This window comes from Pectobacterium aroidearum (assembly GCF_041228105.1).
GTDB classification, from domain to species: domain Bacteria; phylum Pseudomonadota; class Gammaproteobacteria; order Enterobacterales; family Enterobacteriaceae; genus Pectobacterium; species Pectobacterium aroidearum.
This window is the reverse complement of sequence record NZ_CP166097.1, coordinates 4,791,176-4,812,365: the sequence shown is the minus strand read 5'-3', so window position 1 is coordinate 4,812,365 and position 21,190 is coordinate 4,791,176. Positions and strand designations below refer to the sequence as shown.

Below are 21,190 nucleotides of genomic sequence, written 5' to 3'. Positions count from 1 at the left end.
CACCATCATTGGAGATGAATTGATAACCGCCTTGTACACATGACGCGAGCTATGAGCAGAACTATTTTTGAGCTGACAGATTTAATCTCTAGTCTTAGGGGCATCCTATGAAAAATAATTCGAATGTTTGGCCACGAATAATCGCGCTTCTTCCCTAAGCCAATTTTTGACCATCACGACGGCGGGATGTTCACAAGAACCTAAGGCTGAGAGCAGATAGAAATCACGACCATCCACTGCCGGGCCGAAAGGCACGCGAAGCAATCCTTCGTCGAGAGCATCCGCAACAAGGGCAACACTTGAAAGTGCAACTCCTTGACCGGCAATTGCGGCTTGAATGGTATGTGCTTCGTCAGAAAAGCCGATTTCTGGTCCAGACGGCTTTCCATCCATGGTTGAAGTGGCTAGCCATTGCGGCCAATCCGGAATGCAGTCGTCATTTTTACTCGAACGGAAACGCAATCTCGCAATATTGGAGAAATCGTCGCGATTTTCGGCATTAAGTGAGGGAGCGCAAACTGGCACATATCTGCCAGGAAGCAATACCTCGCTTTCAACACTTGAATCGGGTGGTGTGCAAAATCTAATAGCAAGGTCTGCACTGCCGGCTTTAATTTGAACTGGCGAATCAGAAGAATGTAGGTGCAAATCGACGTTAGGAATAGCCGCCGCGAGGGCAGGCAGACGAGGTAAAAGCCAACGAGCGGCAAAACCGCAGGTTGTGCTTAATGTAACGGATGGCCTGCGGTCTCGACGTTGCAGTTCTTCGATCGCACCCACAATGCCGGTAAACGCTGTGTGGACAGCAGGATACAAAAGTTGGCCAGCATCGGAGAGGCTGACGCTGCGTACCTCACGCGCGAATAACCGGATATCAAGAGCATCCTCTAACTGTTTGATGCGATGACTTACCGCTGTTGGAGTGATTGACAACTCTGTAGCAGCTTCCTTGAAGCTCTGCAGGCGTGCCGCTGCCTCAAAAGCGCGTAGCGCGCTAAGAGGTATGTTCCCGAGGATGTGCTGATGCATGAAGTTATCTCACCTATCGACTGAGAAAAGATCGTTTGTCGTGAAGTCTACTCCCGTAGATCATACGCTTATCGGCAGTTCCATGCCTACATTTGAGAAGGATAGATGAATTATGCTTAATGTTCTTTACCTGGATGGAAGCGCCCGCCCTGGCTCCTCCGCTGAGCAAGCTCACGGCTCGCATACCAGGCGGTTGACGTCGCGCTTCGTGTCTAAATGGCAGGGCATCCGGCCCCAAGATTCTGTCGTTTACCGAGATCTTGGAAAAGCTCCTCCGGCCCAAGTTGACGCGGCGTGGATTCATGCCGCATTTACACCAGCTGAGCAGCGAGAGCCTTGGATGGTTGAGCGACTTGCTGAGAGCGACGCATTGATTGACGAACTTCTGCGAAGCGATTTGATAGTGCTCGGTGTGCCCATGTACAACTTTGGCGTGCCAACGCAGGTGAAAGCCTGGCTCGATAACCTCATCCGCGTGGGTCGTACATTCGGTTTTGATCTGGCTCGTGGTGAAGTACCGTATTGGCCGCTCTTGGCCGACCAAGGTCGTCGGGCTGTACTCCTGAGTTCGCGCGGAGACTATGGCTACGACGCAGGGGGACGTCTGTCTGCTGACAACCATGTCGAGGGTGGCGTAATGGCCGCTCTGCGCTATATCGGAATCAAGGACTTCGATTCGATCGCTATCGAGTTCGATGAGTTTAGGGATGCGCGAGTCGTCGAGTCTATTGAGAAGGCCGAGTTGGCTGTTGATAACCTGGTCGAGAATCTGGCCGGCTGGGCTAATACTCAGGAAAGCCTTAATTCCAAAAAGTAAGCACTGGCATATTGGAACTTTCGGCGGTCACTGATCCACGAACGGAGCTATACACTACTTTCTAACAGTGAGTGTCTAGTCCCCATATTTTCGTTTTTAATTCTGTTAGCGCTTGGAAACGCCGGTTGACTAAAACCACTAGCGTAAGGCTCGATTTGGCTGCCATCACATTTTCGGTAATTGAGGCGGCCTATTCAAAAAACCCAAATTGTTTCCTGGGTGCCCCTCAGTGCGAGCATGGTGACAGGGTTGACTTAGGAAAGTCCACTTCCTTGGTTTTGCAGGGAGCTTTTTCTTTGATGATTTAAGAGGATCTGATGCCAATTGCATTGTTTGCCCTAACGATATGTTCTTTTGCAATCGGCACTGCCGAATTTGTCATTGTGGGATTGATTCCAATCGTAGCAACGGACCTGGGCGTTAGCCTGCCATCCGCAGGCCTGCTCGTCAGCCTTTATGCAATGGGCGTCGCGGTCGGCGCCCCTTTGCTTACCGCGGCCACGGGGAAAGTCCACCGGAAGATTCTGCTTATCTCATTGATGGCGATTTTCACTGCGAGCAACATATTGGCATGGGCATCACCGAGTTTTGAGACACTAGTCGCAGCTCGGGTGTTAACAGGACTAGCTCACGGAGTCTTTTACTCAATCGCGACCATCATTGCCGCAGGGCTTGTTCCAAAGGAAAAAGCCGCCAGCGCTATTGCGATAATGTTTACAGGGCTGACCGTAGCACTTGTCACTGGTGTGCCGATTGGAACCTTTATTGGGCAGATTTTTGGTTGGCGCTCGACCTTCCTCGTTGTGGCTACTTTGGGAGCAATCGCAATATTGGGAACACTTTTGTTCGTTCCTAGCAACATCCCCAGTAGCAAGCCTGCAACATTGCGGCAACTTGCCAGCGTGCTAACGCACCCACGCCTGATACTGGCCTATGCAATTACCGCTATTGGCTACGGTGGGTCTTTCGTAGCCTTTACCTACCTCGCGCCAATTCTTGAAGAAATCACGGGCTTCTCGGCAGCAGCAGTGAGTGGCGTGATGCTTTTGTATGGCGTGTCTGTTGCAGTTGGAAATCTGTATGGTGGAAAGCTTGTAGATCGCTACGGTGCTGTGCCCGCGCTTCGTTCGATATTCTTGGCATTGACAGTTGTCCTTATCGCATTGGCATTCACTGCATCAAGCAAATGGATGATGCTCATCACCGTTCTGATATGGGGTGCAGTCGCCTTCGGAAACGTTCCTGGTCTTCAGTTTTATGCCGTTAAACAAGCCGAGCGTTATGTGCCGTCTGCCGTGGATGTCGCTTCCGGGCTGAATATCGCGGCATTCAATTTGGGGATCGCCGGAGGCGCTTCTATCGGGGGGATGATCGTGGCAAGGGGAAGTTTGACATCCACACCTTTGATCGCTGCAATATTCGTATTTTTGGCATTCGCTCTGACAGTATGGGCGGGCTTTCTCGATAGAAGAAAGCGAGCTGATCATTTAGCGGAATGCTGATCCTTTATTGCTTAGTCATGTATACAGTCAGAAACCAGCTAAAAATTAGAACTGAGGCTGGTACTGGCTTATAGCTCGGTTGATATTGTTACGGCTGCTGGGAGCAACTGATTCGTCTTGGGCAGCGTAAGCGCAGTGCGGCGTTGCCCGGACTTTAGGGAAAACGGAGAACGCACCTGTGGCAAGTCGTCCGAATCCAACGTATGCAAATGCTGTGATGTGGATGCTGTGGCCTCAATGGGTGTAGCAACGCAATACGGAGGCAACGGAATCATTGCGGGGGCACAGCATTTTGCGCTCCTGCAAATTCGGAAGAAACCACGATATCAGTCGACATTATGAAGAACGAAATATCTAAAAATCACGGGTTTGTAAGTATTCGCGGGGCACGGGAAAACAACCTAAAGAACATTGACGTTGAGATTCCCCGTGATTCGCTGGTGGTCTTCACGGGTATCTCGGGTTCGGGCAAGTCGTCCCTGGCTTTCGGCACCTTATATGCCGAGTCGCAGCGTCGCTACTTGGAATCAGTTGCGCCTTATGCACGTCGGCTGATCGACCAAGCGGGTACGCCGGATGTGGACGCTATCGACGGTCTGCCACCCGCCGTGGCGCTGCAACAGCGTCGGGGTACACCTACCGCTCGGTCCTCTATTGGGAGTCTGAGCGGCATTTCCAATTTGGTGCGGCTCCTTTACTCCCGTGCGGGCCGGTATCCCGTGGGGCACCCCATGCTGTATGCGGAAGACTTTTCGCCCAACACACCGGAAGGTGCATGCCCGCATTGCCACGGCATGGGCAAAGTCTATGAAGTTACCGAACAGTCGATGGTTCCGGATGACGGCCTGACGATTCGCGAGCGCGCTGTAGCGGCCTGGCCCACTGCGTGGGGTGGGCAGAATCTGCGGGACATCCTCGTCATGCTGGGACACGACGTCGATGTGCCATGGCGAAAGCTTCCCAAGAAATTGCGCGACTGGATTCTTTTTACTGAAGAGCAGCCTACCGTCCCGGTGTATGCCGGAGCCAGCCATGAGGAAGCCAAGGCCGCGCAAAAGACTGGTTTGTCGCCAAGCTACATGGGCACATTCAGCAGTGCGAAGCGGCATGTCTTGCACACCTTCGCACACAGCAAGAGCGCGCGTATGCGCGAGCGGGCCGCGGCATTCATGGTCAGTAGCGACTGCCATGTTTGTGGTGGAAAGCGCATCAAGCCTGAGGCTTTGACGGTCACCTTCTCGGGTGTCGACATCGTTGAGCTCGGGCGGTTGACGCTCGACGAGATGGCAGTGCTCCTTACTCCGGCGGCCGAAGGCAGGCTCGGACAGGAGATCCCAGCAGCCAGCATTCATGCGGGTCTTCCCACCACGGCTGGCGGTAAACGCCGCTCGGGATCGACGACAAAGCCCGTACCTGAATATGCCCAGGAGCAGGTGCTTGCTGCCCAGCGATTAGCCCAGGAAATTACCTCGCGCATCAGCGCGATGACACAGCTCGGGCTTGGGTATCTGTCGCTCGACCGCGCGACGCCATCGCTGTCCTCGGGCGAGCTGCAACGCCTGCGTCTGGCCACGCAACTGGTATCACAGCTTTTCGGAGTCGTGTACGTACTCGATGAACCGTCTGCAGGATTACACCCCGCAGACGGCGAAGCACTGATTGCTGCACTGCATCGGCTCAAAAGAGTTGGCAATTCCTTGTTTGTGGTGGAGCACGATCTGGCCACCATGGGCGAAGCGGACTGGTTGGTAGACGTCGGACCCGACGCTGGCGCCCATGGAGGAGAAGTTCTCTATAGCGGCCCTCCTGCTGGGCTAGCGAAAGTTAGTCGATCCAAAACGGCGCGCTACCTGTTCCCGGCCAAGAGCGACAGAAAGGTTCAAGTTCGCCGGGATGCCCTTGAGTGGCTACGCCTTGAAGGCGTTGTGCGCCATAACCTTAAAGATGTGGACGCCGCGTTTCCGACAGGGTGTCTGACGGCGGTGACCGGAATTTCTGGTTCTGGGAAGTCGAGTCTGGTCAGTCATGCACTGGTCGAACTTGTAGCGCAGGAGCTCGGCACGCCTTTGGTTGACGCCGAGCACAACGATGGCGATAGCTCGCCCAGTAGCGCGCAACCCTTCAGCGACCTGCAAGACGATGATCCGGGTGCTGCCAGCAATAGTGCGGGCGTCGTGACGGCGGGCCGCTTGGCGGAATTGGTCGGTATCAAACGACTGGTTCGGGTTGATCAAAAGCCCATCGGCCGCACGCCACGGTCCAACCTGGCAACTTACACCGGCTTGTTCGACGGCGTACGCAAGCTGTTCGCGGCCACACCTGCAGCACAGCGGCGCCGCTATGGGCCCGGGCGTTTTTCCTTCAACGTCGCACAGGGACGATGCCCAAAGTGCGAAGGCGAAGGCTTTGTGAGCGTGGAGTTGCTGTTCCTCCCGAGCGTGTACGCACCGTGCCCGGAATGCCACGGTGCTCGTTACAACCCGGCAACGCTTGAGATCAAGTGGAAGGATCTGACGATTGCGCAGGTGCTTGACCTCACAGTGAAGGATGCCTGCGAGGTGTTTTCGGATGAGCCTGCCGTACTGCGACCACTGATGCTGTTGCACGACATCGGCCTGGGCTATCTGCGACTGGGGCAGCCTGCGACCGAGTTGAGCGGGGGTGAGGCGCAACGCATCAAGCTCGTCACCGAGTTGCAGCGGCTGCAGCATGGCAACACCCTTTACGTGCTGGACGAGCCCACCACTGGACTGCACCCGGCGGATGTCGATCGCTTGCTCCTGCAACTCGATGGATTGGTCCAGGCAGGCAACACAGTTGTGGTGGTCGAGCACGACATGCGCGTGGTCGCGGCGTGTGATTGGGTCATCGACATGGGACCAGGGGCTGGCAATTCGGGAGGCCGAGTGGTGGTCAGTGGGCCTCCAGAGGTAGTGGCTGCCGTAAAGGCAAGCCGGACAGCGCCTTATCTCTCCAATGAACTGGTAGGCAAACAAACGGCTCGCTTCGTCAGATCAACCAGCAAGGCCTAAGGCCTCCTGCAACCAAGAATGAATGTGAATACTGAAAACGCAAGATTGCTCAAAACGCGCCGGGCATTGTTCGGATGTTTCCTCGTGCTCGGCTTTGTCATGGCCTCCTGGATCGTGCGCACGCCCTCTATCCGCGACGCTCTGAGCGCATCCACAGCAGAGATGGGTCTGATCCTTTTCGGGTTCTCGCTTGGCTCGATGGGCGGGATTCTGCTGGCCGGCAACATCGTGGCCCGTATTGGTGCAGATCGTGCAGTCTGCGCTGGCATGACGCTCGCTCTGGCGGGCCTGATCGTGCTGTCGAGCGGTACTCACCTCGCTTTGGCTTGGATGACAGGCTTTGGCTTGGGCCTGGTTGGTTTTGGAATGGCCCAGGCCGAAGTGGCCGTCAACGTGTTGGGGGCGCATGTGGAACGTGGGCTGGGGCGACCCGTGCTGACGCTGGTACACGGCTGCTTCAGCCTGGGTACGACGCTCGGTGCCGTGTGTGGTCTGCTACTGGTTGCAAAAGGCTTGTCCGTTACCTCGCACATGCTCGTCGTCTGTGCGCTGCTGTGTCCGATGCTGGTCTATGTCGCCTACGGTGTGGTCGGATCACACGGCGCACGCGTGACTGATTCCGCAAATAAGCGAGGCTTCATCACGACCATCAAGGATGATCCGAAGCTCATCCTCATCGGTGCAATTGTGCTGGCTGTGGCGCTGGCCGAAGGCTCCGCCAACGACTGGCTACCACTGCTGATTGTGGACGCGCACGAAACCTCTGAAGCCATTGGTTCGCTTCTGTTCGTCGCTTTCGCTGCGACGATGACATTGGGACGGTTCTTGGGAACCGGGGTGCTGAGCCGTTTCGGACCCGTCAACGTAATTCGCGCCAGTGCGCTTATCGGCGCAGTCGGAATACTAATAGTAGTTCTGGCCCCAACCTTGTCTGTGGCAGGTATCGGCGTATTCCTTTGGGGAATCGGTGCATCACTGGGCTTTCCTGTAGCGATGTCAGCCGGTGCCTCAGTTGGACATGATCCATCCGCGCGCATCGCGGTTCTGGCCACGATCGGCTACACGGCCTTTCTTGTCGGCCCTCCGCTACTCGGCTTCATCGGCGAGCACATAGGCCTACGGCTCACGATGCTATTTGTCATGGCTCTATTGGCTCTGCCATTGCTGTTGGCAACCACTTTGCAAAGGCGTAGTTCATGAGCCTTCACAGGATTCTTCAAAACCTTGAGCCCGCACTAGGCACGCGAGCGACATAGTTTCACCATGGCTGGTTCGCGTCATCACACGCTGATCAGACACTTTCAATACGCGCGGATTCTTTCTGCCAACCTAGAACTGGAGAGCGTCATGAAACTACACAACGTCCCTTACGACTTCGTTGCTTCGCAAGGGTCTGACTGGAAGGTTGACAACAAAAGCGGTCGCGTGACCACCACCGCACCCAGGCATAGCGACATCTTCATAGATCCGGGCCGCGCTGGATCCGTAGTGTCGTCTGCCAGCCGTCACAATGCGGCGACGTTGATGACTCGCATTCCGGCCGGTGACTTTCAATTCAGTGCCACAGTACACGTCGAGTTCGGAGCCACCTTTGACGCGGGCGTGCTGCTCTTGCGGGTCGATGAGAGCACCTGGGCGAAGCTGTGCTTCGAATATTCCCCAGACGGGGAGCCCATGGTGGTTTCAGTCATCAATAAAGGTGGCACCTCCGACGACGCGAATGCCTTTACTGTGGATGGCAAGCAGGTAAATCTGCGCATTTCTCGTAAAGAGAACGTGTACGCGCTGCATGCTTCAGTGGATGGCGTGAAGTGGATTTTCGTGCGGGCATTCGCTTTTGACAACACCGAGGCGGAGCCGGAAATTGGCTTTGAGGCGCAATCCCCCAATGCCGATGGCTGCAATGTCTCGTTCAGCAACTACGCGTTGACCGACGTGAGCATCGCCGACTTCCGCAACGGGCTCTGATGGTATCTCGACGTCTCTGCATGCATCAGATTGCGCAATCGGTAATTGGATGCATGCCAAGAGACCGGGACGCTATGTCCCTGCCCATTTTCTCCTACTACACCATTCATGTGCGTTTGATGGCTTCGGCACAAACCCACCTTTTTTCGCCTTTGGTTACAGGCGGCGTCACGATCCCAAACAGGGCTTGGGTAGCCCCCATGTGTCAGTACATGTCTAAAGATGGCGTGCCATATGACTGGCATCACGTTCACCTCTCTGGATTCGCGAACGGCGGGTTCGGTCTAATCGCGCGCATCGCGGTTTTGGCCACGATCGGCTACACGGCCTTTCTCGTCGGCCCTCCGCCACTCGGCTTCATCGGCGAGCACATCGGCCTTCGGCTCACCATGCTTGTTGTTCTAACGCTGTTGGCTCTGCCGTTGCTGTTGGCTCCCACCCTGCAGAGGCATAAGGCATAAGGCATAAGCTTTCGGCACGCTTTGAGCGTTGCCTTGACTGTGGTTCTTGTGGTGAGTGGGACTGTTGAATACCCAAGGCTCTTATAGGAACGATTGGGAACAAGGGAAACTATGGAACTGCGGCACTTACGGTGTTTCCTCGCTGTTGCGGAAGAGCTTCACTTTGCCCGAGCTGCGGAAAAACTACATATAGAACAGTCGCCCTTGTCGCGCACCATCAGGGAATTGGAAGAAGATCTGGGCGAGCAATTGTTCGTACGCACCAGCCGCAGCACACGACTGACACGGGCAGGCAAGCTTTTTCTTGAGCATGTGCCGCGCATCTTCACAGCCTTGCAGCAAGCCCGAGACAGCGTGCAGGCTGCGGCCAATGGCTTTCATGGGCAATTACGCATTGCACTGTCCGACGGCACGACGTCATCGCGCTTGCCGAACTTGTTGGCGTTGTGCCGGCAGGAGGAACCCGAAGTCGAGATCCGTCTGTTTGAGGTGCCGCTTTCACAGCAGATCAAAGGGCTGCACGACGACCTTTACGACGTTGGTTTCGCACAATCCAATGAAGTGGGTGAAGGCATTGCAGCCCAGGCTGTGTGGAGTGATCCGCTAATGGTGGCGGTGCCAGCTCGCCACCCGCTGCTCAGACACAAGCGCATTCCGCTGGAGGAGATGATACGTTACCCCCTCGTACTGTGTGATCCGCTCGCTTGTGAAGGACACGCGCGCCAGGTCGAGCGGGTGCTGCGCCGCGCGGAAATGGAGCCACTGATTGCAGAGCGTGTGTCCTCATACGACCTGATGATGGCGCTGGTATCAGCGGGCTTCGCGCTGGGCCTGACTGCCGCACCACACATCGAGGCCAGCCGCGAACCGGGCGTAGTTGCGCGGCCCTTGGCAGGCTGTTCCCCAGTGCTGACGACCTATCTACTGCATCGCGAAGGTGAGCCTTCGGAAGCGCTGTCCCGATTTATCGAGCGGGTGCAAGCTATTGACTTGCTCGAAGGCGCGAGGCCCGAACAACCACCTGAACCTGATGCCCCGGAGGACACCGAGCCATGAAGCGAATGACCCCTTTGCTGCTGGTCGCGGCGCTTACAGCATGCGACCCGTCGGAGTCGCCGAAGCAGGACTTCGGTGTCCCGACCGTGGAAGAACTGGCGGCCGATCCCGAACGCTTGAAGGAACTGCGCCGTCAGTGCAAGACCAAGCGTACGGCAATGGAAGACGTACTCTGCAACCGGGTAGCGGAGGCGACGAATAAGCGCTTTTTGGGCGACGGCAAGGTGCCTTACACGCCATCGGACACGCCGCCCAAGTTCTAACTGTTGGCGGCTTGCCGCGTATCTTCGTTATTTTCTCTACACGCCGCAGCGCGCCCACGCCTGCGGCGTTTCTACTGGCTTCTTCTCTACATGGAGCCATGCTTTTTGCATCACCTTGCTGCCGATAACGGTCTTTGACCGGCACTGAACCGGCACCGATCCTGACGCCTGCGGCACGCCTTCGTGCCGCGTTTTCCACGGCGAATCAGCGCAGGAGAAATCGGAGGCCAAGGTATGCAAGCTCAGGGCGTTTTGTTCGGGCAGATCGCCGCCGTGTTCGGCATCGTGATCGCCGGTGTGTGGGGTGCCACGCAATGGACAGCCGCCGCCTTGGGCTACCAGCTACGCCTTGGCTCGCCCTGGTTCGACTTCCACGGCACACCGGTCTATTACCCGTGGAAGCTCTTCGAGTGGTGGTTTTTCTTCGACGCCTACGCGCCGCAGGTGTTCGACACCGGAGGCATGATCGCGGCAAGCAGCGGCCTGCTGGCCGTGGCGGTCGCCATCGCTATGTCTGTCTGGCGCTCGCGGCAGGCGCGCAAGGTGACGACCTATGGCTCGGCCCGTTGGGCCGATGCCGCCGACATTCGCAAGGCCGGGCTGACGCAGCCCGCCGGCGTCTTTCTCGGTCAGCATGACGGCCATTACCTGAGGCACGAAGGGCCGGAACACGTCCTGACCTTTGCGCCCACTCGCTCGGGCAAGGGCGTGGGCCTAGTGGTGCCAACGCTGTTGTCCTGGCCGACATCCGCCGTCATCCACGACATCAAGGGCGAGAACTGGCAGATCACCGCTGGCTGGCGCAGTCGATTCAGCCACTGCCTGCTGTTCAACCCCACCGATGCCAGTTCGGCGGCCTACAACCCGCTGCTGGAGGTACGGCGCGGCGCGCATGAGGTGCGCGACGTGCAGAACATCGCCGACATCCTGGTCGATCCAGAAGGCGCGCTGGAGAAGCGCAACCATTGGGAGAAGACCAGTCACGCGCTACTGGTCGGCGCGATCCTGCATGTGCTGTACGCGGGGGAAGACAAGACGCTGCGTGGCGTCGCCAACTTCCTGTCCGATCCGGCCAGCCCGTTCGAGCTGACCTTGCACCGAATGATGACGACCAAACACCTGGGCGATGCCCAGCATCCCGTCGTTGCATCCGCTGCCCGCGAAGTGCTCAACAAGTCGGACAACGAGCGGTCTGGCGTGCTCTCCACCGCCATGTCGTTCCTCGGTCTGTACCGTGATCCGACCGTGGCCGAAGTCACTTCGCGCTGCGACTGGCGCATCGCTGACCTGATCGCAGCAGAGCATCCGGTATCGCTCTATCTGGTGGTGCCGCCTTCGGACATTTCGCGCACCAAGCCGCTGATCCGGCTGATCCTCAACCAGATCGGCCGGCGGCTCACCGAATCGCTCGACGGCTCCGACGGTATCGAGCGCCGGCACAAGCTGCTGCTGATGCTCGATGAGTTCCCGGCGCTTGGCCGTCTGGACTTCTTCGAGACGGCGCTGGCCTTCATGGCGGGTTACGGCATCCGCAGCTTCCTCATCGCGCAATCGCTCAATCAAATCGACAAGGCCTACGGCCAGAACCATTCGATTCTGGACAACTGCCATGTGCGTGTGACGTTCGCCACCAACGACGAACGCACGGCCAAACGCATTTCAGAAACCCTCGGCACGGCCACTGAGCTGCGTGCGCAGCGCAACTACGCGGGCCACCGGCTCGCGCCGTGGCTGGGCCACCTGATGGTGTCGCGCCAAGAAACCGCACGGCCGCTGCTGACGCCGGGTGAAGTGATGCAGCTACCGACCGATGAGGCGGTGGTGATGGTGTCCAGTGTCGCGCCGATCAAGGCGAAGAAGCTGCGCTACTTCGCCGACGCCAATTTCAAGCAACGGGTGATTCCGCCGCCTGCGGTGACGGCAGGCCGCTATGCCGATGTGCCGCCTGCACGACCTGACGACTGGAGCGGCCTGGCAATACCTGCGGTTCCTGCGGCACCGGCCACGGCATCCGCCGATGACCTGGAGGCCTTGGGTTCGACCGACGACGGCGGCCCACGCCGCCAGCCCGAACTGTCCGAAGCCATCGCCTATGCCCCAGCGATGGATGCCCCGGCCAGCGACCTGTCGCTGCTCGATGACGACGACATGCCCCCGGTGCTTCCCGGCCAGCTAGACCCCGCCCTGCAACGCACGTCGCGGCTGGCATCGCTGAACCCCAACGACGGAATCGACCTATGAGCCAATACCGATTGAACCTGTTCATCCAGCACGAGCACGCCAAACGCCTGGACGAGCTGGCCGCTAAGAAAGGCGTGTCCAAGTCCAGCATCGTCGCCGCTGCCTTGGCGTCCTGGCTGTCACCCGATGCCGGCGACCAGCGCGAGGCCGCCATTGCCAAACGACTAGATCGCCTGTCGCGGCAGGCCGAGCGCCTGGAGCGCGACCAGAACATCCAGATCGAAACGCTGGCGCTGTTCATCCGCTACTACCTGACTGTCAGCACGCCGGTGCCGGAGGCGCATCAGGATGCAGCCCGCGCTCAGGGCAAGGCGCGTTTCGAGCAGTTCGTCGAACAGTTGGGCCGTCACCTGCTGCGTGGCCGCAGCTTGGTGCGCGACGTGGTGGAAGAACTGCACCCCGACCCCATGCGCATGGATGAGGCGGCGGGGATGGCTGCCGCCCATGAACGCACAGCGGAGCGTGCGTCATGAGTGCCGTTCCACAGATCGCGCCCGATCCACGCTCATCCGCTGCGGCGTCCCAGGATCGCCGCATCCAGATGCTGCGCACGGCGATGGGGCCGGTGATTGCCGCCGCGCTGGAAGACCCGGACGTGGTGGAAGTGATGCTCAACCCCGATCGGACATTGTGGGTAGATCGGTTGTCCTCTGGCCGTGCGCCGCTCGGCGTTGAACTACCCGAGGCCGATGGCGAACGCATCATCCGCCTGGTAGCCGCCCATGTTGGTGCGGAGGTGCATCGCGGCCAACCGCTCTTGACCGCCGAACTGCCGGAGACCGGCGAACGCTTCGAGGGCATCTTGCCGCCCGCCGCCCCCGGCCCGGCCTTTGCGCTGCGCAAACGCGCCGTGAGCATCATCGGTCTGGATCGCTATGTGGCCGATGGCATCCTGACCGCTGGGCAGGCCGAGTTTCTGCGTCATGCAGTGCGCGAGCGGCACAACATCCTGATCGCCGGAGGCACCAGTACCGGCAAGACCACGCTGGCCAACGCCTTGCTGGCCGAGATCGCCGCCACCGGCGACCGCGTGCTGGTGCTGGAAGACACCATCGAACTGCAATGCGCAGCCCGTGACCATGTGCCGCTGCGCACCCGTGCGGGCGTGGTGTCGATGCAGGAGCTGGTGCGCGCCACGATGCGGCTGCGCCCGGATCGCGTGATCGTGGGCGAAGTGCGCGGCGGCGAAGCGCTGGATCTGGTGAAGGTCTGGGGCACCGGCCACCCCGGTGGTATCGCCACCATCCATGCCGGCTCCGCCTTGGGCGCACTGCTGCGCCTGGAGCAACTGATTCTCGAAGTGGCGGTGAACCCGCCCCGCGCCCTGATCGCCGAGGCGGTCAACATCGTCATCCACATCGCCGGACGCGGCCGCAAGCGCCACGTCGAAACCATTTCCCGCGTTGTCGGCTTCGACGGCGCGGGCTACCGCCTGGCGGATGCGCTGGAAGCACCGCTTCCCGAGTTGCCGCCGGTTCCTCTTGCAGCCGGTGCCGCTGCGCCTTCCCTGACCACTGATCAACCTGGAGAACTGCCATGACGCACGTTGATGCTTTCCGTCTTTCTGTCAATCCACTTTCTCCGCCGCCCACGCTGCCGCGGCTGCGTAGTCTGGTTCGCCCCGCAGGACAAGGGCTGCTGCTCGCGGTGTTGATGCTGTTGCTGGCGGGTACGGCTCAGGCCGCCGGTTCCTCAATGCCGTGGGAAGGCCCACTGCAATCCATCCTCGAATCCATCCAGGGGCCGGTAGCCCGCATCGTAGCGGTCATCATCATTATTGCGACGGGTCTGGCGCTGGCCTTTGGGGATACCAGTGGCGGTTTCCGCAAGCTGATCCAGATCGTCTTCGGTCTGTCCATTGCCTTTGCGGCTTCCAGCTTCTTCCTGTCGTTTTTCAGCTTCTCCGGCGGGGCCGTCGTATGAGCACGGCCACCGATCTTCCGGGTTTTGAAGTGCCGCTGCATCGCTCGCTGACCGAGCCGATCCTGCTGGGCGGTGCGCCCCGCACCGTGGCCATTGCCAACGGCACGCTGGCCGCCGCCGTCGGGCTGGGCCTGCAACTGTGGATTCCCGGTGTGGTGCTCTGGATCGTCGGGCACTCGCTGGCGGTCTGGGGCGCGCGCGTCGATCCGCAGTTCATGCAGGTCTTCGCCCGGCACATCAAGCACAAGCCGCTGCTGGACGCATAGGGAGAAGCCGACATGCTGAACCTTGCCGAATACCGCCAGCGGCCCGCGCTGCTGGCCGACTGGTTGCCCTGGGCCGGGCTGATTGCGCCGGGGGTGGTGCTGAACAAGGATGGTTCGTTTCAGCGCACAGCACGCTTTCGTGGGCCGGATCTGGACAGCGCCACGCAAGGCGAGCTGATCGCCACGTCGGCGCGGCTCAACAACGCACTGCGCCGCCTGGGATCGGGCTGGGCCTTGTTCATCGAAGCCGAGCGCCGCGCAGCGGCGGGCTATCCACGTTCCGACTTCCCCGAGCCGTTGTCCTGGTTGGTGGAAGAAGAACGCCGCGCGGCTTTCAAGGAATCCGGCCATCACTACGAGAGCGCCTATCACCTCACGCTGGCTTATCTGCCACCAGAAGAATCTCGCGCCCGCGCCGCCAAGATGCTCTATGAGAACGCACCGGGCGACGGTGTGGACTGGCAGGGTCGGCTTGAAGCTTTCGTGGCAGAAACAGATCGCGTGTTCGACCTGCTCGATGGCGTGATGCCGGAAATTGGCTGGCTGGATGACGCGCAGACACTGACTTACCTGCACGCCACGGTGTCCACGCGACGCTACCGCGTCGGTGTGCCCGGCGTGCCGTTTCACATCGACGCGTTGCTAACTGACTCGCCGTTGGTCGGTGGTCTGACCCCCATGCTGGGCGACCAGCACCTGCGAGTGGTATCGGTGCGGGGCTTTCCGACTTCGACCTGGCCGGGGATTCTGGACGACCTCAACCGTCTGGGCTTTGGCTATCGCTGGAGCACCCGCTTTCTGTGCCTGGACAAAGCCGAAGCGGAAAAAGAACTGGGCCGCCTGCGCCGCCAGTGGTTCGCCAAGCGCAAGAACGTCGTCGCGCTATTGCGTGAAACGATCTTCCAGCAGGAAAGCCCGCTGGTCGATACCGACGCCAACAACAAGGCCGCCGATGCCGATGCCGCCCTGCAGGAGCTGGGCAGCGATCAGGTGTCTTTCGGCTATCTCACTGCCACATTGACGGTGCTCGATGCTGATCCGGCGACCGCCGACGAGAAGCTTCGCATGGTGGAACGCGTCATCCAGGGGCGCGGCTTCGTCACCATCCCCGAAACCCTCAACGCTGTCGATGCCTGGCTGTCCTCGATCCCCGGCAACGCCTACGCGAATGTGCGACAGCCCATCGTTTCGACGCTGAACCTGGCGCACATGATGCCGCTGTCAGCGGTCTGGGCAGGGCCGGAGAAAAACGCGCATCTGGATGGCCCGCCGCTGATCGTCACGCGCACCGATGGCGCGACGCCGTTCCGGCTGGTGACGCACATCGGAGACGTGGGCCACACGCTGGTCGCCGGGCCAACCGGCATGGGCAAGTCGGTATTGCTCGCCACGCTGGCAATGCAGTTCCGCCGTTACTTCGGTTCGCGCATCTTCGCCTTCGATATGGGCCGCTCCATGCGCGCCACCATCCTGGGGCTTGGGGGCGAGCATTACGACCTGGGCAGCGATGGGGCGATTGCTTTCCAGCCGTTGGCCCGCGTCGACCAAGAGGGCTACCGCACCTGGGCCGCCGAATGGGTGGAAGGCCGCTTGCTGCACGAAGGCGTGGCCATCGGCCCAGAGGAGAAGGCCGCGATCTGGTCGGCACTCGGCAGCCTTGCGGGTGCGCCGGCGGAGCAGCGCACGCTGACGGGCCTGTCGGTGCTGCTGCAATCGAACGCATTGCGCCAGGCGCTCGCGCCCTATGTACTGGGCGGCGCGCACGGCAAGCTGCTGGACGCAGATTCGGATCGTCTTGGTTCGGGTTCTGTGCAGTGCTTCGAGATGGAAGAACTCATGCACAGCAAGGCGGCGGTGCTGGCGGTGCTGGGCTACCTGTTCGCCCGCTTCGATGAACGTTTCGACGGCGCGCCCACGCTGCTGATCCTCGATGAAGCCTGGTTGTTCCTCGATGACCCGGTGTTCGCCGCCCGCATCCGCCAGTGGCTCAAGACGCTGCGCAAGAAGAATGTCAGCGTCATCTTCGCTACTCAGTCGCTAGCCGACATCAAGGATTCGAGCATTGCTGCGGCGGTGATCGAAAGCTGCGCGAGTCGCATTTTCCTCCCCAATCCGCAGGCCACAGAGCCGCAGATCCGCACGATCTACGAAGGCTTCGGGCTGAACTCACGCCAGATCGAGATCGTGGCGACCGCGCAACCCAAGCGTGACTACTACTACCAATCGCGGTTGGGAAATCGCCTGTTCGACCTCGACCTGGGGCCAGCCACGCTGGCCTTTGCCGGGGCTTCCACTCCGCAAGACCAACGCGACATGGATCGCGTGCTGCTGGACGCAGGCACACCGGGCTTTGCCGGTGCCTGGCTGCGCCATCGCGGCCTCGATTGGGCCGCAGACCTGCTGCCTTCCTCACCGGCGGCAGCGTCCTTCCTCGCTTCTGATCCTCTGGAGGTTTCGCCATGAACACCCAACCCCGTTTGCTCTCTGTCTCACTCGCCGCCGTGCTGTCGGTATCGCTGCTGGCCTCACAGCCTGCGTCTGCGCTGACGGTGTTTGACCCGTCCAATTTCGTGCAGAACACGTTGACCGCTGTTCGCACGCTGGAGCAGATCAACAACCAAATCAACCAGCTTCAAAACGAAGCACAGATGCTGATGAACCAGGCGCGCAATCTGGCGAATCTGGACTTCAACATCGTCAATCGCCTGCGCTCGACGCTGGCAACCACTGAGCGCCTGATCGCCGAGGCGCGCGGCCTGGCCTATGACGTGCAGAGCATGGATGCCACTTTCGCCCGGTTGTACCCGGAACAATACGCCGCGACCGTCAGCGGCGACCAGATGCTGCGCGATGCGCAGGAACGCTGGAAGAACACTTTGAATGGCCTGCATACCGCCATGCGGATGCAGGCGCAGGTGTCGCAGAACCTGGCACAAGACGAAAGCGCACTGTCCGATCTGATCAGCCAGAGTCAGTCCGCCACCGGCGCGCTGCAAGCCATGCAGGCGACCAATCAGCTTCTGGCTTTGCAGGCCAAGCAATCCATCCAGGCGCAGCAACTCCAGATCACGCAGGAACGCGCTGCCGCGCTCGAACTGGCACGCCAAGCAGCTGCTGTCGAACGTGGACGTGAAGTGACGCGTCGCTTTCTAGGTGATGGCACGCCCTACACACCGCAGCGCGTGGATTTCTACGGCAACTGACGGGAGACGGCCATGCGATGCGTTTTCTTGGTGCTGCCCGTGCTGCTGGTCGCTTGCGGCCAGCAGCCGACCGAAGACCTGGCCGCTGCTCTGGCCGCCGATCCCGTGCGGCTAAAGGCTTTGCGTGCGCAGTGTGCCGCCGACAGGACGACGGCAGGCGAAGACGCCTGCCTGGCCGCGGCCGATGCCTTCCGGCGGCGCTTCTTCGCCGGGGAAACCGGGCCTGACGAGTTTCGCACGCTGGCTGATCTGCCGCCGATCCCGCCGAGCTTTGACACACCCGCCAGTGACCAAGACGCCATGCCCTTCGAGGGGGACGTGCCATGAATGACGTGACAGTGATCGACCGCTTTCTTGCTACTTTCTCGCGCTACATCGACTCGGGTTTTGGGCTGCTGCAGGGCGAAGTCGCGTTCCTCACCGCCACGCTGATCGTCATCGACATGACGATTGCCGGGTTGTACTGGGCGATGAGCCACGCCACCGGCCAAGGCGATGACGTGATCGCCAAGCTGCTGCGCAAGGTGCTCTACGTCGGTGCCTTCGCCTACATCATCAACAACTTCAACTGGCTGGCCAGCATCGTCTTCCGCTCATTCGCGGGCCTGGGCCTGACGGCCAGCGGCTCGACGATGAGCATGGGCGAATTCCTGCAACCGGGACGTTTGGCCAAGACTGGCATCGACGCGGCGGCACCGATTCTTGAGCAGATCAGCGACATGGCGGGCTTTCCCGAAGTGTTCGTGAACATGACGCCCATCGTGGTCATGTTCCTGGCCTGGGCGGTGGTGATCCTGTGTTTCTTCGTTCTGGCGATCCAGCTTTTCATCACGCTGATCGAGTTCAAGCTGACCACGCTCGCGGGCTTCGTGCTGGTGCCGTTTGCGCTGTGGAACAAGACCAGCTTCCTCGCCGAGAAAGTGCTGGGCAACGTGGTGTCTTCGGGCATCAAGGTGTTGGTGCTGGCCGTCATCGTCGGCATCGGCTCGGGCCTGTTTGCCGAGTTCCAGGTGCATCCAGCCGAGCCGTCCATCGACCATGCGGTGGTTATCATGCTGGCCTCACTGACGCTGCTGGCGTTGGGGATCTTCGGCCCTGGCATTGCCACCGGGCTGGTTTCCGGCGCACCGCAGTTGGGTGCCGGGGCGATGGCCGGTGCTGCTGTGGGTGCCGCAGGCGCGGCGGTTGCCGTAGGTGCCGCCGCCACCGGCGTGGGCGGAGCCGTGATGGCCGGGGCGCGCATGGCACCGGCTGCCGCCAAGCTCGCCGGGTCTGGTGCGCGGGCCGCAACCTCGGCGGCTGGCAGCGCGAAGACGGCTTTCCAGGCCGGTTCCGCCGCTGCGGGCGGCGGGGCCAAAGGCGCGCTGGCAGGGCTGGGCACTGTCGCCAAGGGCGGCGCACAGGCGGCAGGTCAACGCGCGGGTGCTGGCATCAAAGCAGCCGCTGCCAAGACTGCCGCGCCATTCAAAGCAGGCTGGCAAGGCTCCGGCACCGATGGTGGTTCAGGCGGTGGCGCTGCCAGTTCCGGGCAGGCCACCACAGGCGATGCCGCCGGCAACACGGCCAATGCGCAGAAGCAGGAGCAACCCGGCTGGGCCAAGCGCCTACAACGCCGCCAACAACTCACCCAGGCCACCGCCACGGCCGCCCATACGCTGCGCGGTGGCGACGGCGGCGGTTCGGGCCAAGGCCCGAGCCTGCGGGATTCCGATAGCTGACTTTCAAGGAGAACTCCATGCGATTCAAACGACCGCAGGTGCGCTATGCCGATACGCCGCAGCCTGCCACCCCGTATCAAGCCGCCGCCCAGGTGTGGGACGAGCGCATCGGCTCGGCCCGCGTGCAGGCCAAGAATTGGCGGCTGATGGCTTTTGGCTGCCTGGTGCTCGCGCTGCTGATGGCAGGCGGCTTGGTGTGGCGCTCGGCCCAATCCATCGTTACGCCCTATGTCATCGAGGTCGATCAGTCCGGCCAGGTGCGCACCGTAGGCGAAGCGGCCACGCCGTACCGGCCCACCGATGCGCAGACGGCACACCACATCGCGCGCTTCATGACGCTGGTGCGGTCGTTGTCCATCGACCCCATCGTCGTGCGGCAGAACTGGCTCGATGCCTACGACTACACCACCGACCGGGGCGCGGCGGTGCTCAACGACTATGCGCGGGTGAATGACCCGTTCGCCCGCATCGGCAAGGAGTCGGTGACGGTACAGATCACCAGCGTGGTACGCGCCAGCGATGCGTCTTTCAACGTGCGCTGGACGGAACGCCGCTACGTCAATGGAGCGGCTGCCGGGTTGGAGCGATGGACGGCGGTGGTGTCCATCGTGCAGCAGACCCCGCGCACCGAAGAACGCCTGCGCCGCAACCCGCTGGGCATCTACGTCAATGGCTTGTCGTGGAGCCGTGAACTGGATTCTTCTGAAGGAGTGAAACCATGAGTGTGCCTTTCCGTTTTTACGCTTTGCCGTTAATCCTGCTGGGACTTGCGGGCTGCGCCACGCAGGGCAAGCCGCCGCCTGTGATATCACTCGATGAGCCGATCCAGGCTCAACCATTGCCCGAGCCGCCCAAGCCCATCGAAGTCGTGGCAGTGCCCGAGCCCTTGGCGCTGCCCGCACAGTTGAAGCCACTGCCGGACGTTGATGCGGCCCCGGTGGCACCGGAGCCTGTCGACGAGAAGGTGCGCGTCTCCCGCGCCAATGCCGAGGCGCGCATTGCGCCGACTCGTGAGGGCTATGTCAATGCGATCCAGGTCTGGCCCTTCACCGATGGCGCGCTGTATCAGGTCTATGCGTCCGTGGGCCGCGTAACCGTGATTGCGCTCCAGCCCGGCGAGGAATTGGTGACGGTCGCTGCGGGCGATACCGTGCGATGGATTGTGGGCGACACCTCCAGCGGCAGCGGGGCCGATCTGCGCGTCAATGTGCTGGTCAAGCCTATCCGTTCCGGGTTGAAGACCAATCTGGTCATCACCACCAGCCGCCGCACCTATCTGCTGGAACTGACTTCGACCGACAAGGCATGGATGGCGTCGGTGTCCTGGGATTACCCCAAGGATCGGATGCTGGCCTTGCAGCGACAGGCACAGGCTGCCAGCGCTGCCGCGCCGGTCGATGCGGGCCTGTCGCTGGAGAACATCCGGTTTCGCTATGCGATCAGCGGCAGCAATCCACCATGGAAGCCGCTGCGCGCTTTCGACGATGGCGAGAAGGTGTACATCCAGTTCCCGGCAGGCATCGCTCAGGGCGAGCTGCCGCCGCTGTTCGTCATCGGTGCGCAGGGCGACGGGCAACTGGTGAACTATCGCTTCCGCTCACCGTACTACATCGTTGATCGCCTGTTCGGTGCGGCAGAACTGCGCCTGGGAGACGACATGGGCGATGTGATACGCATCGAGCGCACGGGTGGCATTGCCGGGAGGAACTGA

At 60.6% G+C, this 21,190-nt stretch carries 21 protein-coding genes; 19 read left to right on the top strand and 2 right to left on the bottom strand.

The window, feature by feature from the left end; translation table 11 throughout:
- Positions 1–105 precede the first annotated feature (105 nt).
- Positions 106–1,029 (bottom strand): LysR substrate-binding domain-containing protein, encoded by a 924-nt coding sequence (locus AB8809_RS21680; protein WP_248111562.1) that lies wholly within the window; start codon positions 1,027–1,029, stop codon positions 106–108.
- A 112-nt stretch (positions 1,030–1,141) separates the two neighbouring features.
- Here AB8809_RS21680 and AB8809_RS21675 point away from each other — a divergent pair, with 112 nt between their 5' ends.
- From AB8809_RS21675 to AB8809_RS21640, 8 genes are all read left to right on the top strand, one after another.
- Positions 1,142–1,846: an NAD(P)H-dependent oxidoreductase gene (locus AB8809_RS21675; protein ID WP_349856751.1), complete on the top strand. Its 705-nt coding sequence runs from the start codon at positions 1,142–1,144 to the stop codon at positions 1,844–1,846.
- A gap of 317 nt (positions 1,847–2,163) precedes the next feature.
- A complete protein-coding gene (locus AB8809_RS21670) occupies positions 2,164–3,348 on the top strand; it encodes an MFS transporter (RefSeq protein ID WP_039311480.1) in 1,185 nt (394 codons plus the stop codon).
- A gap of 338 nt (positions 3,349–3,686) precedes the next feature.
- On the top strand, positions 3,687–6,380 hold the full coding sequence (locus AB8809_RS21665; RefSeq protein ID WP_349856750.1) for an excinuclease ABC subunit UvrA: 2,694 nt from the start codon (positions 3,687–3,689) through the stop codon (positions 6,378–6,380).
- Between the two features lie 18 nt (positions 6,381–6,398).
- Entirely contained in the window at positions 6,399–7,580 is a 1,182-nt protein-coding gene (locus AB8809_RS21660) for an MFS transporter (RefSeq protein WP_349856749.1), read from the top strand.
- A gap of 147 nt (positions 7,581–7,727) precedes the next feature.
- On the top strand, positions 7,728–8,348 hold the full coding sequence (locus AB8809_RS21655) for a DUF1349 domain-containing protein (RefSeq protein ID WP_349856748.1): 621 nt from the start codon (positions 7,728–7,730) through the stop codon (positions 8,346–8,348).
- A gap of 74 nt (positions 8,349–8,422) precedes the next feature.
- Positions 8,423–8,809, top strand: coding sequence for a hypothetical protein (locus AB8809_RS21650; RefSeq protein WP_191863267.1), 387 nt, complete (start codon positions 8,423–8,425; stop codon positions 8,807–8,809).
- Positions 8,810–8,920: 111 nt separating this feature from the next.
- Positions 8,921–9,865 carry a LysR family transcriptional regulator gene (locus tag AB8809_RS21645; RefSeq protein WP_010280381.1) on the top strand — a complete coding sequence of 315 codons (945 nt, stop codon included), beginning with the start codon at positions 8,921–8,923 and terminating at the stop codon, positions 9,863–9,865.
- On the top strand, positions 9,862–10,128 hold the full coding sequence (locus tag AB8809_RS21640) for an EexN family lipoprotein (RefSeq protein WP_191863244.1): 267 nt from the start codon (positions 9,862–9,864) through the stop codon (positions 10,126–10,128). The genes AB8809_RS21645 and AB8809_RS21640 overlap by 4 nt, the downstream gene beginning before the upstream one ends.
- 36 nt (positions 10,129–10,164) lie before the next feature.
- Here the strand turns inward: AB8809_RS21640 and AB8809_RS21635 are convergent, their stop codons facing one another.
- Entirely contained in the window at positions 10,165–10,359 is a 195-nt protein-coding gene (locus tag AB8809_RS21635) for a hypothetical protein (RefSeq protein WP_369986762.1), read from the bottom strand.
- 3 nt (positions 10,360–10,362) lie between these two features.
- Between AB8809_RS21635 and AB8809_RS21630 the strand changes: the two genes are divergently transcribed.
- Genes AB8809_RS21630 through trbG form a run of 11 tightly spaced genes read left to right on the top strand, consistent with a single transcriptional unit; the run spans position 10,363 to position 21,190 of the window.
- The gene (locus AB8809_RS21630; protein WP_349856746.1) at positions 10,363–12,369 is read left to right on the top strand and encodes a conjugal transfer protein TraG; all 2,007 of its coding nucleotides are present in this window, start codon (positions 10,363–10,365) and stop codon (positions 12,367–12,369) included.
- A complete protein-coding gene (locus AB8809_RS21625; protein WP_011793885.1) occupies positions 12,366–12,842 on the top strand; it encodes a ribbon-helix-helix protein, CopG family in 477 nt (158 codons plus the stop codon). The genes AB8809_RS21630 and AB8809_RS21625 overlap by 4 nt, the downstream gene beginning before the upstream one ends.
- A complete protein-coding gene (gene trbB / locus AB8809_RS21620; protein ID WP_349856745.1) occupies positions 12,839–13,909 on the top strand; it encodes a P-type conjugative transfer ATPase TrbB in 1,071 nt (356 codons plus the stop codon). Before AB8809_RS21625 ends, trbB begins: the two co-directional genes overlap by 4 nt.
- Positions 13,906–14,292 carry a TrbC/VirB2 family protein gene (locus AB8809_RS21615; protein ID WP_191863241.1) on the top strand — a complete coding sequence of 129 codons (387 nt, stop codon included), beginning with the start codon at positions 13,906–13,908 and terminating at the stop codon, positions 14,290–14,292. Before trbB ends, AB8809_RS21615 begins: the two co-directional genes overlap by 4 nt.
- Positions 14,289–14,558, top strand: coding sequence for a VirB3 family type IV secretion system protein (locus AB8809_RS21610; protein WP_010280369.1), 270 nt, complete (start codon positions 14,289–14,291; stop codon positions 14,556–14,558). The genes AB8809_RS21615 and AB8809_RS21610 overlap by 4 nt, the downstream gene beginning before the upstream one ends.
- A 12-nt stretch (positions 14,559–14,570) precedes the next feature.
- A complete protein-coding gene (gene trbE / locus AB8809_RS21605) occupies positions 14,571–17,021 on the top strand; it encodes a conjugal transfer protein TrbE (RefSeq protein WP_349856744.1) in 2,451 nt (816 codons plus the stop codon).
- Positions 17,018–17,761, top strand: coding sequence for a P-type conjugative transfer protein TrbJ (gene trbJ / locus AB8809_RS21600; protein ID WP_010280365.1), 744 nt, complete (start codon positions 17,018–17,020; stop codon positions 17,759–17,761). Before trbE ends, trbJ begins: the two co-directional genes overlap by 4 nt.
- Positions 17,762–17,773: 12 nt before the next feature.
- A complete protein-coding gene (locus AB8809_RS21595) occupies positions 17,774–18,088 on the top strand; it encodes a hypothetical protein (protein WP_010280362.1) in 315 nt (104 codons plus the stop codon).
- Positions 18,085–19,479, top strand: a complete 1,395-nt coding sequence (gene trbL / locus AB8809_RS21590; protein WP_349856743.1) for a P-type conjugative transfer protein TrbL — start codon at positions 18,085–18,087, stop codon at positions 19,477–19,479. Before AB8809_RS21595 ends, trbL begins: the two co-directional genes overlap by 4 nt.
- Before the next feature lie 17 nt (positions 19,480–19,496).
- Positions 19,497–20,201: a conjugal transfer protein TrbF gene (gene trbF / locus AB8809_RS21585; protein ID WP_191863237.1), complete on the top strand. Its 705-nt coding sequence runs from the start codon at positions 19,497–19,499 to the stop codon at positions 20,199–20,201.
- Complete coding sequence (trbG, locus tag AB8809_RS21580; protein WP_191863236.1) at positions 20,198–21,190, top strand: P-type conjugative transfer protein TrbG; 993 nt, start codon at positions 20,198–20,200, stop codon at positions 21,188–21,190. Before trbF ends, trbG begins: the two co-directional genes overlap by 4 nt.

What these genes read in the sequence shown, in the direction of transcription:
- AB8809_RS21680 (WP_248111562.1), bottom strand. Translation starts at nt 1,029, where the DNA reads ATGCATCAGCACATCCTCGGGAACATACCTCTTAGCGCGCTACGCGCT.
- AB8809_RS21675 (WP_349856751.1), top strand. Translation starts at nt 1,142, where the DNA reads ATGCTTAATGTTCTTTACCTGGATGGAAGCGCCCGCCCTGGCTCCTCC.
- AB8809_RS21670 (WP_039311480.1), top strand. Translation starts at nt 2,164, where the DNA reads ATGCCAATTGCATTGTTTGCCCTAACGATATGTTCTTTTGCAATCGGC.
- AB8809_RS21665 (WP_349856750.1), top strand. Translation starts at nt 3,687, where the DNA reads ATGAAGAACGAAATATCTAAAAATCACGGGTTTGTAAGTATTCGCGGG.
- AB8809_RS21660 (WP_349856749.1), top strand. Translation starts at nt 6,399, where the DNA reads ATGAATGTGAATACTGAAAACGCAAGATTGCTCAAAACGCGCCGGGCA.
- AB8809_RS21655 (WP_349856748.1), top strand. Translation starts at nt 7,728, where the DNA reads ATGAAACTACACAACGTCCCTTACGACTTCGTTGCTTCGCAAGGGTCT.
- AB8809_RS21650 (WP_191863267.1), top strand. Translation starts at nt 8,423, where the DNA reads ATGTCCCTGCCCATTTTCTCCTACTACACCATTCATGTGCGTTTGATG.
- AB8809_RS21645 (WP_010280381.1), top strand. Translation starts at nt 8,921, where the DNA reads ATGGAACTGCGGCACTTACGGTGTTTCCTCGCTGTTGCGGAAGAGCTT.
- AB8809_RS21640 (WP_191863244.1), top strand. Translation starts at nt 9,862, where the DNA reads ATGAAGCGAATGACCCCTTTGCTGCTGGTCGCGGCGCTTACAGCATGC.
- AB8809_RS21630 (WP_349856746.1), top strand. Translation starts at nt 10,363, where the DNA reads ATGCAAGCTCAGGGCGTTTTGTTCGGGCAGATCGCCGCCGTGTTCGGC.
- AB8809_RS21625 (WP_011793885.1), top strand. Translation starts at nt 12,366, where the DNA reads ATGAGCCAATACCGATTGAACCTGTTCATCCAGCACGAGCACGCCAAA.
- trbB (WP_349856745.1), top strand. Translation starts at nt 12,839, where the DNA reads ATGAGTGCCGTTCCACAGATCGCGCCCGATCCACGCTCATCCGCTGCG.
- AB8809_RS21615 (WP_191863241.1), top strand. Translation starts at nt 13,906, where the DNA reads ATGACGCACGTTGATGCTTTCCGTCTTTCTGTCAATCCACTTTCTCCG.
- AB8809_RS21610 (WP_010280369.1), top strand. Translation starts at nt 14,289, where the DNA reads ATGAGCACGGCCACCGATCTTCCGGGTTTTGAAGTGCCGCTGCATCGC.
- trbE (WP_349856744.1), top strand. Translation starts at nt 14,571, where the DNA reads ATGCTGAACCTTGCCGAATACCGCCAGCGGCCCGCGCTGCTGGCCGAC.
- trbJ (WP_010280365.1), top strand. Translation starts at nt 17,018, where the DNA reads ATGAACACCCAACCCCGTTTGCTCTCTGTCTCACTCGCCGCCGTGCTG.
- AB8809_RS21595 (WP_010280362.1), top strand. Translation starts at nt 17,774, where the DNA reads ATGCGATGCGTTTTCTTGGTGCTGCCCGTGCTGCTGGTCGCTTGCGGC.
- trbL (WP_349856743.1), top strand. Translation starts at nt 18,085, where the DNA reads ATGAATGACGTGACAGTGATCGACCGCTTTCTTGCTACTTTCTCGCGC.
- trbF (WP_191863237.1), top strand. Translation starts at nt 19,497, where the DNA reads ATGCGATTCAAACGACCGCAGGTGCGCTATGCCGATACGCCGCAGCCT.
- trbG (WP_191863236.1), top strand. Translation starts at nt 20,198, where the DNA reads ATGAGTGTGCCTTTCCGTTTTTACGCTTTGCCGTTAATCCTGCTGGGA.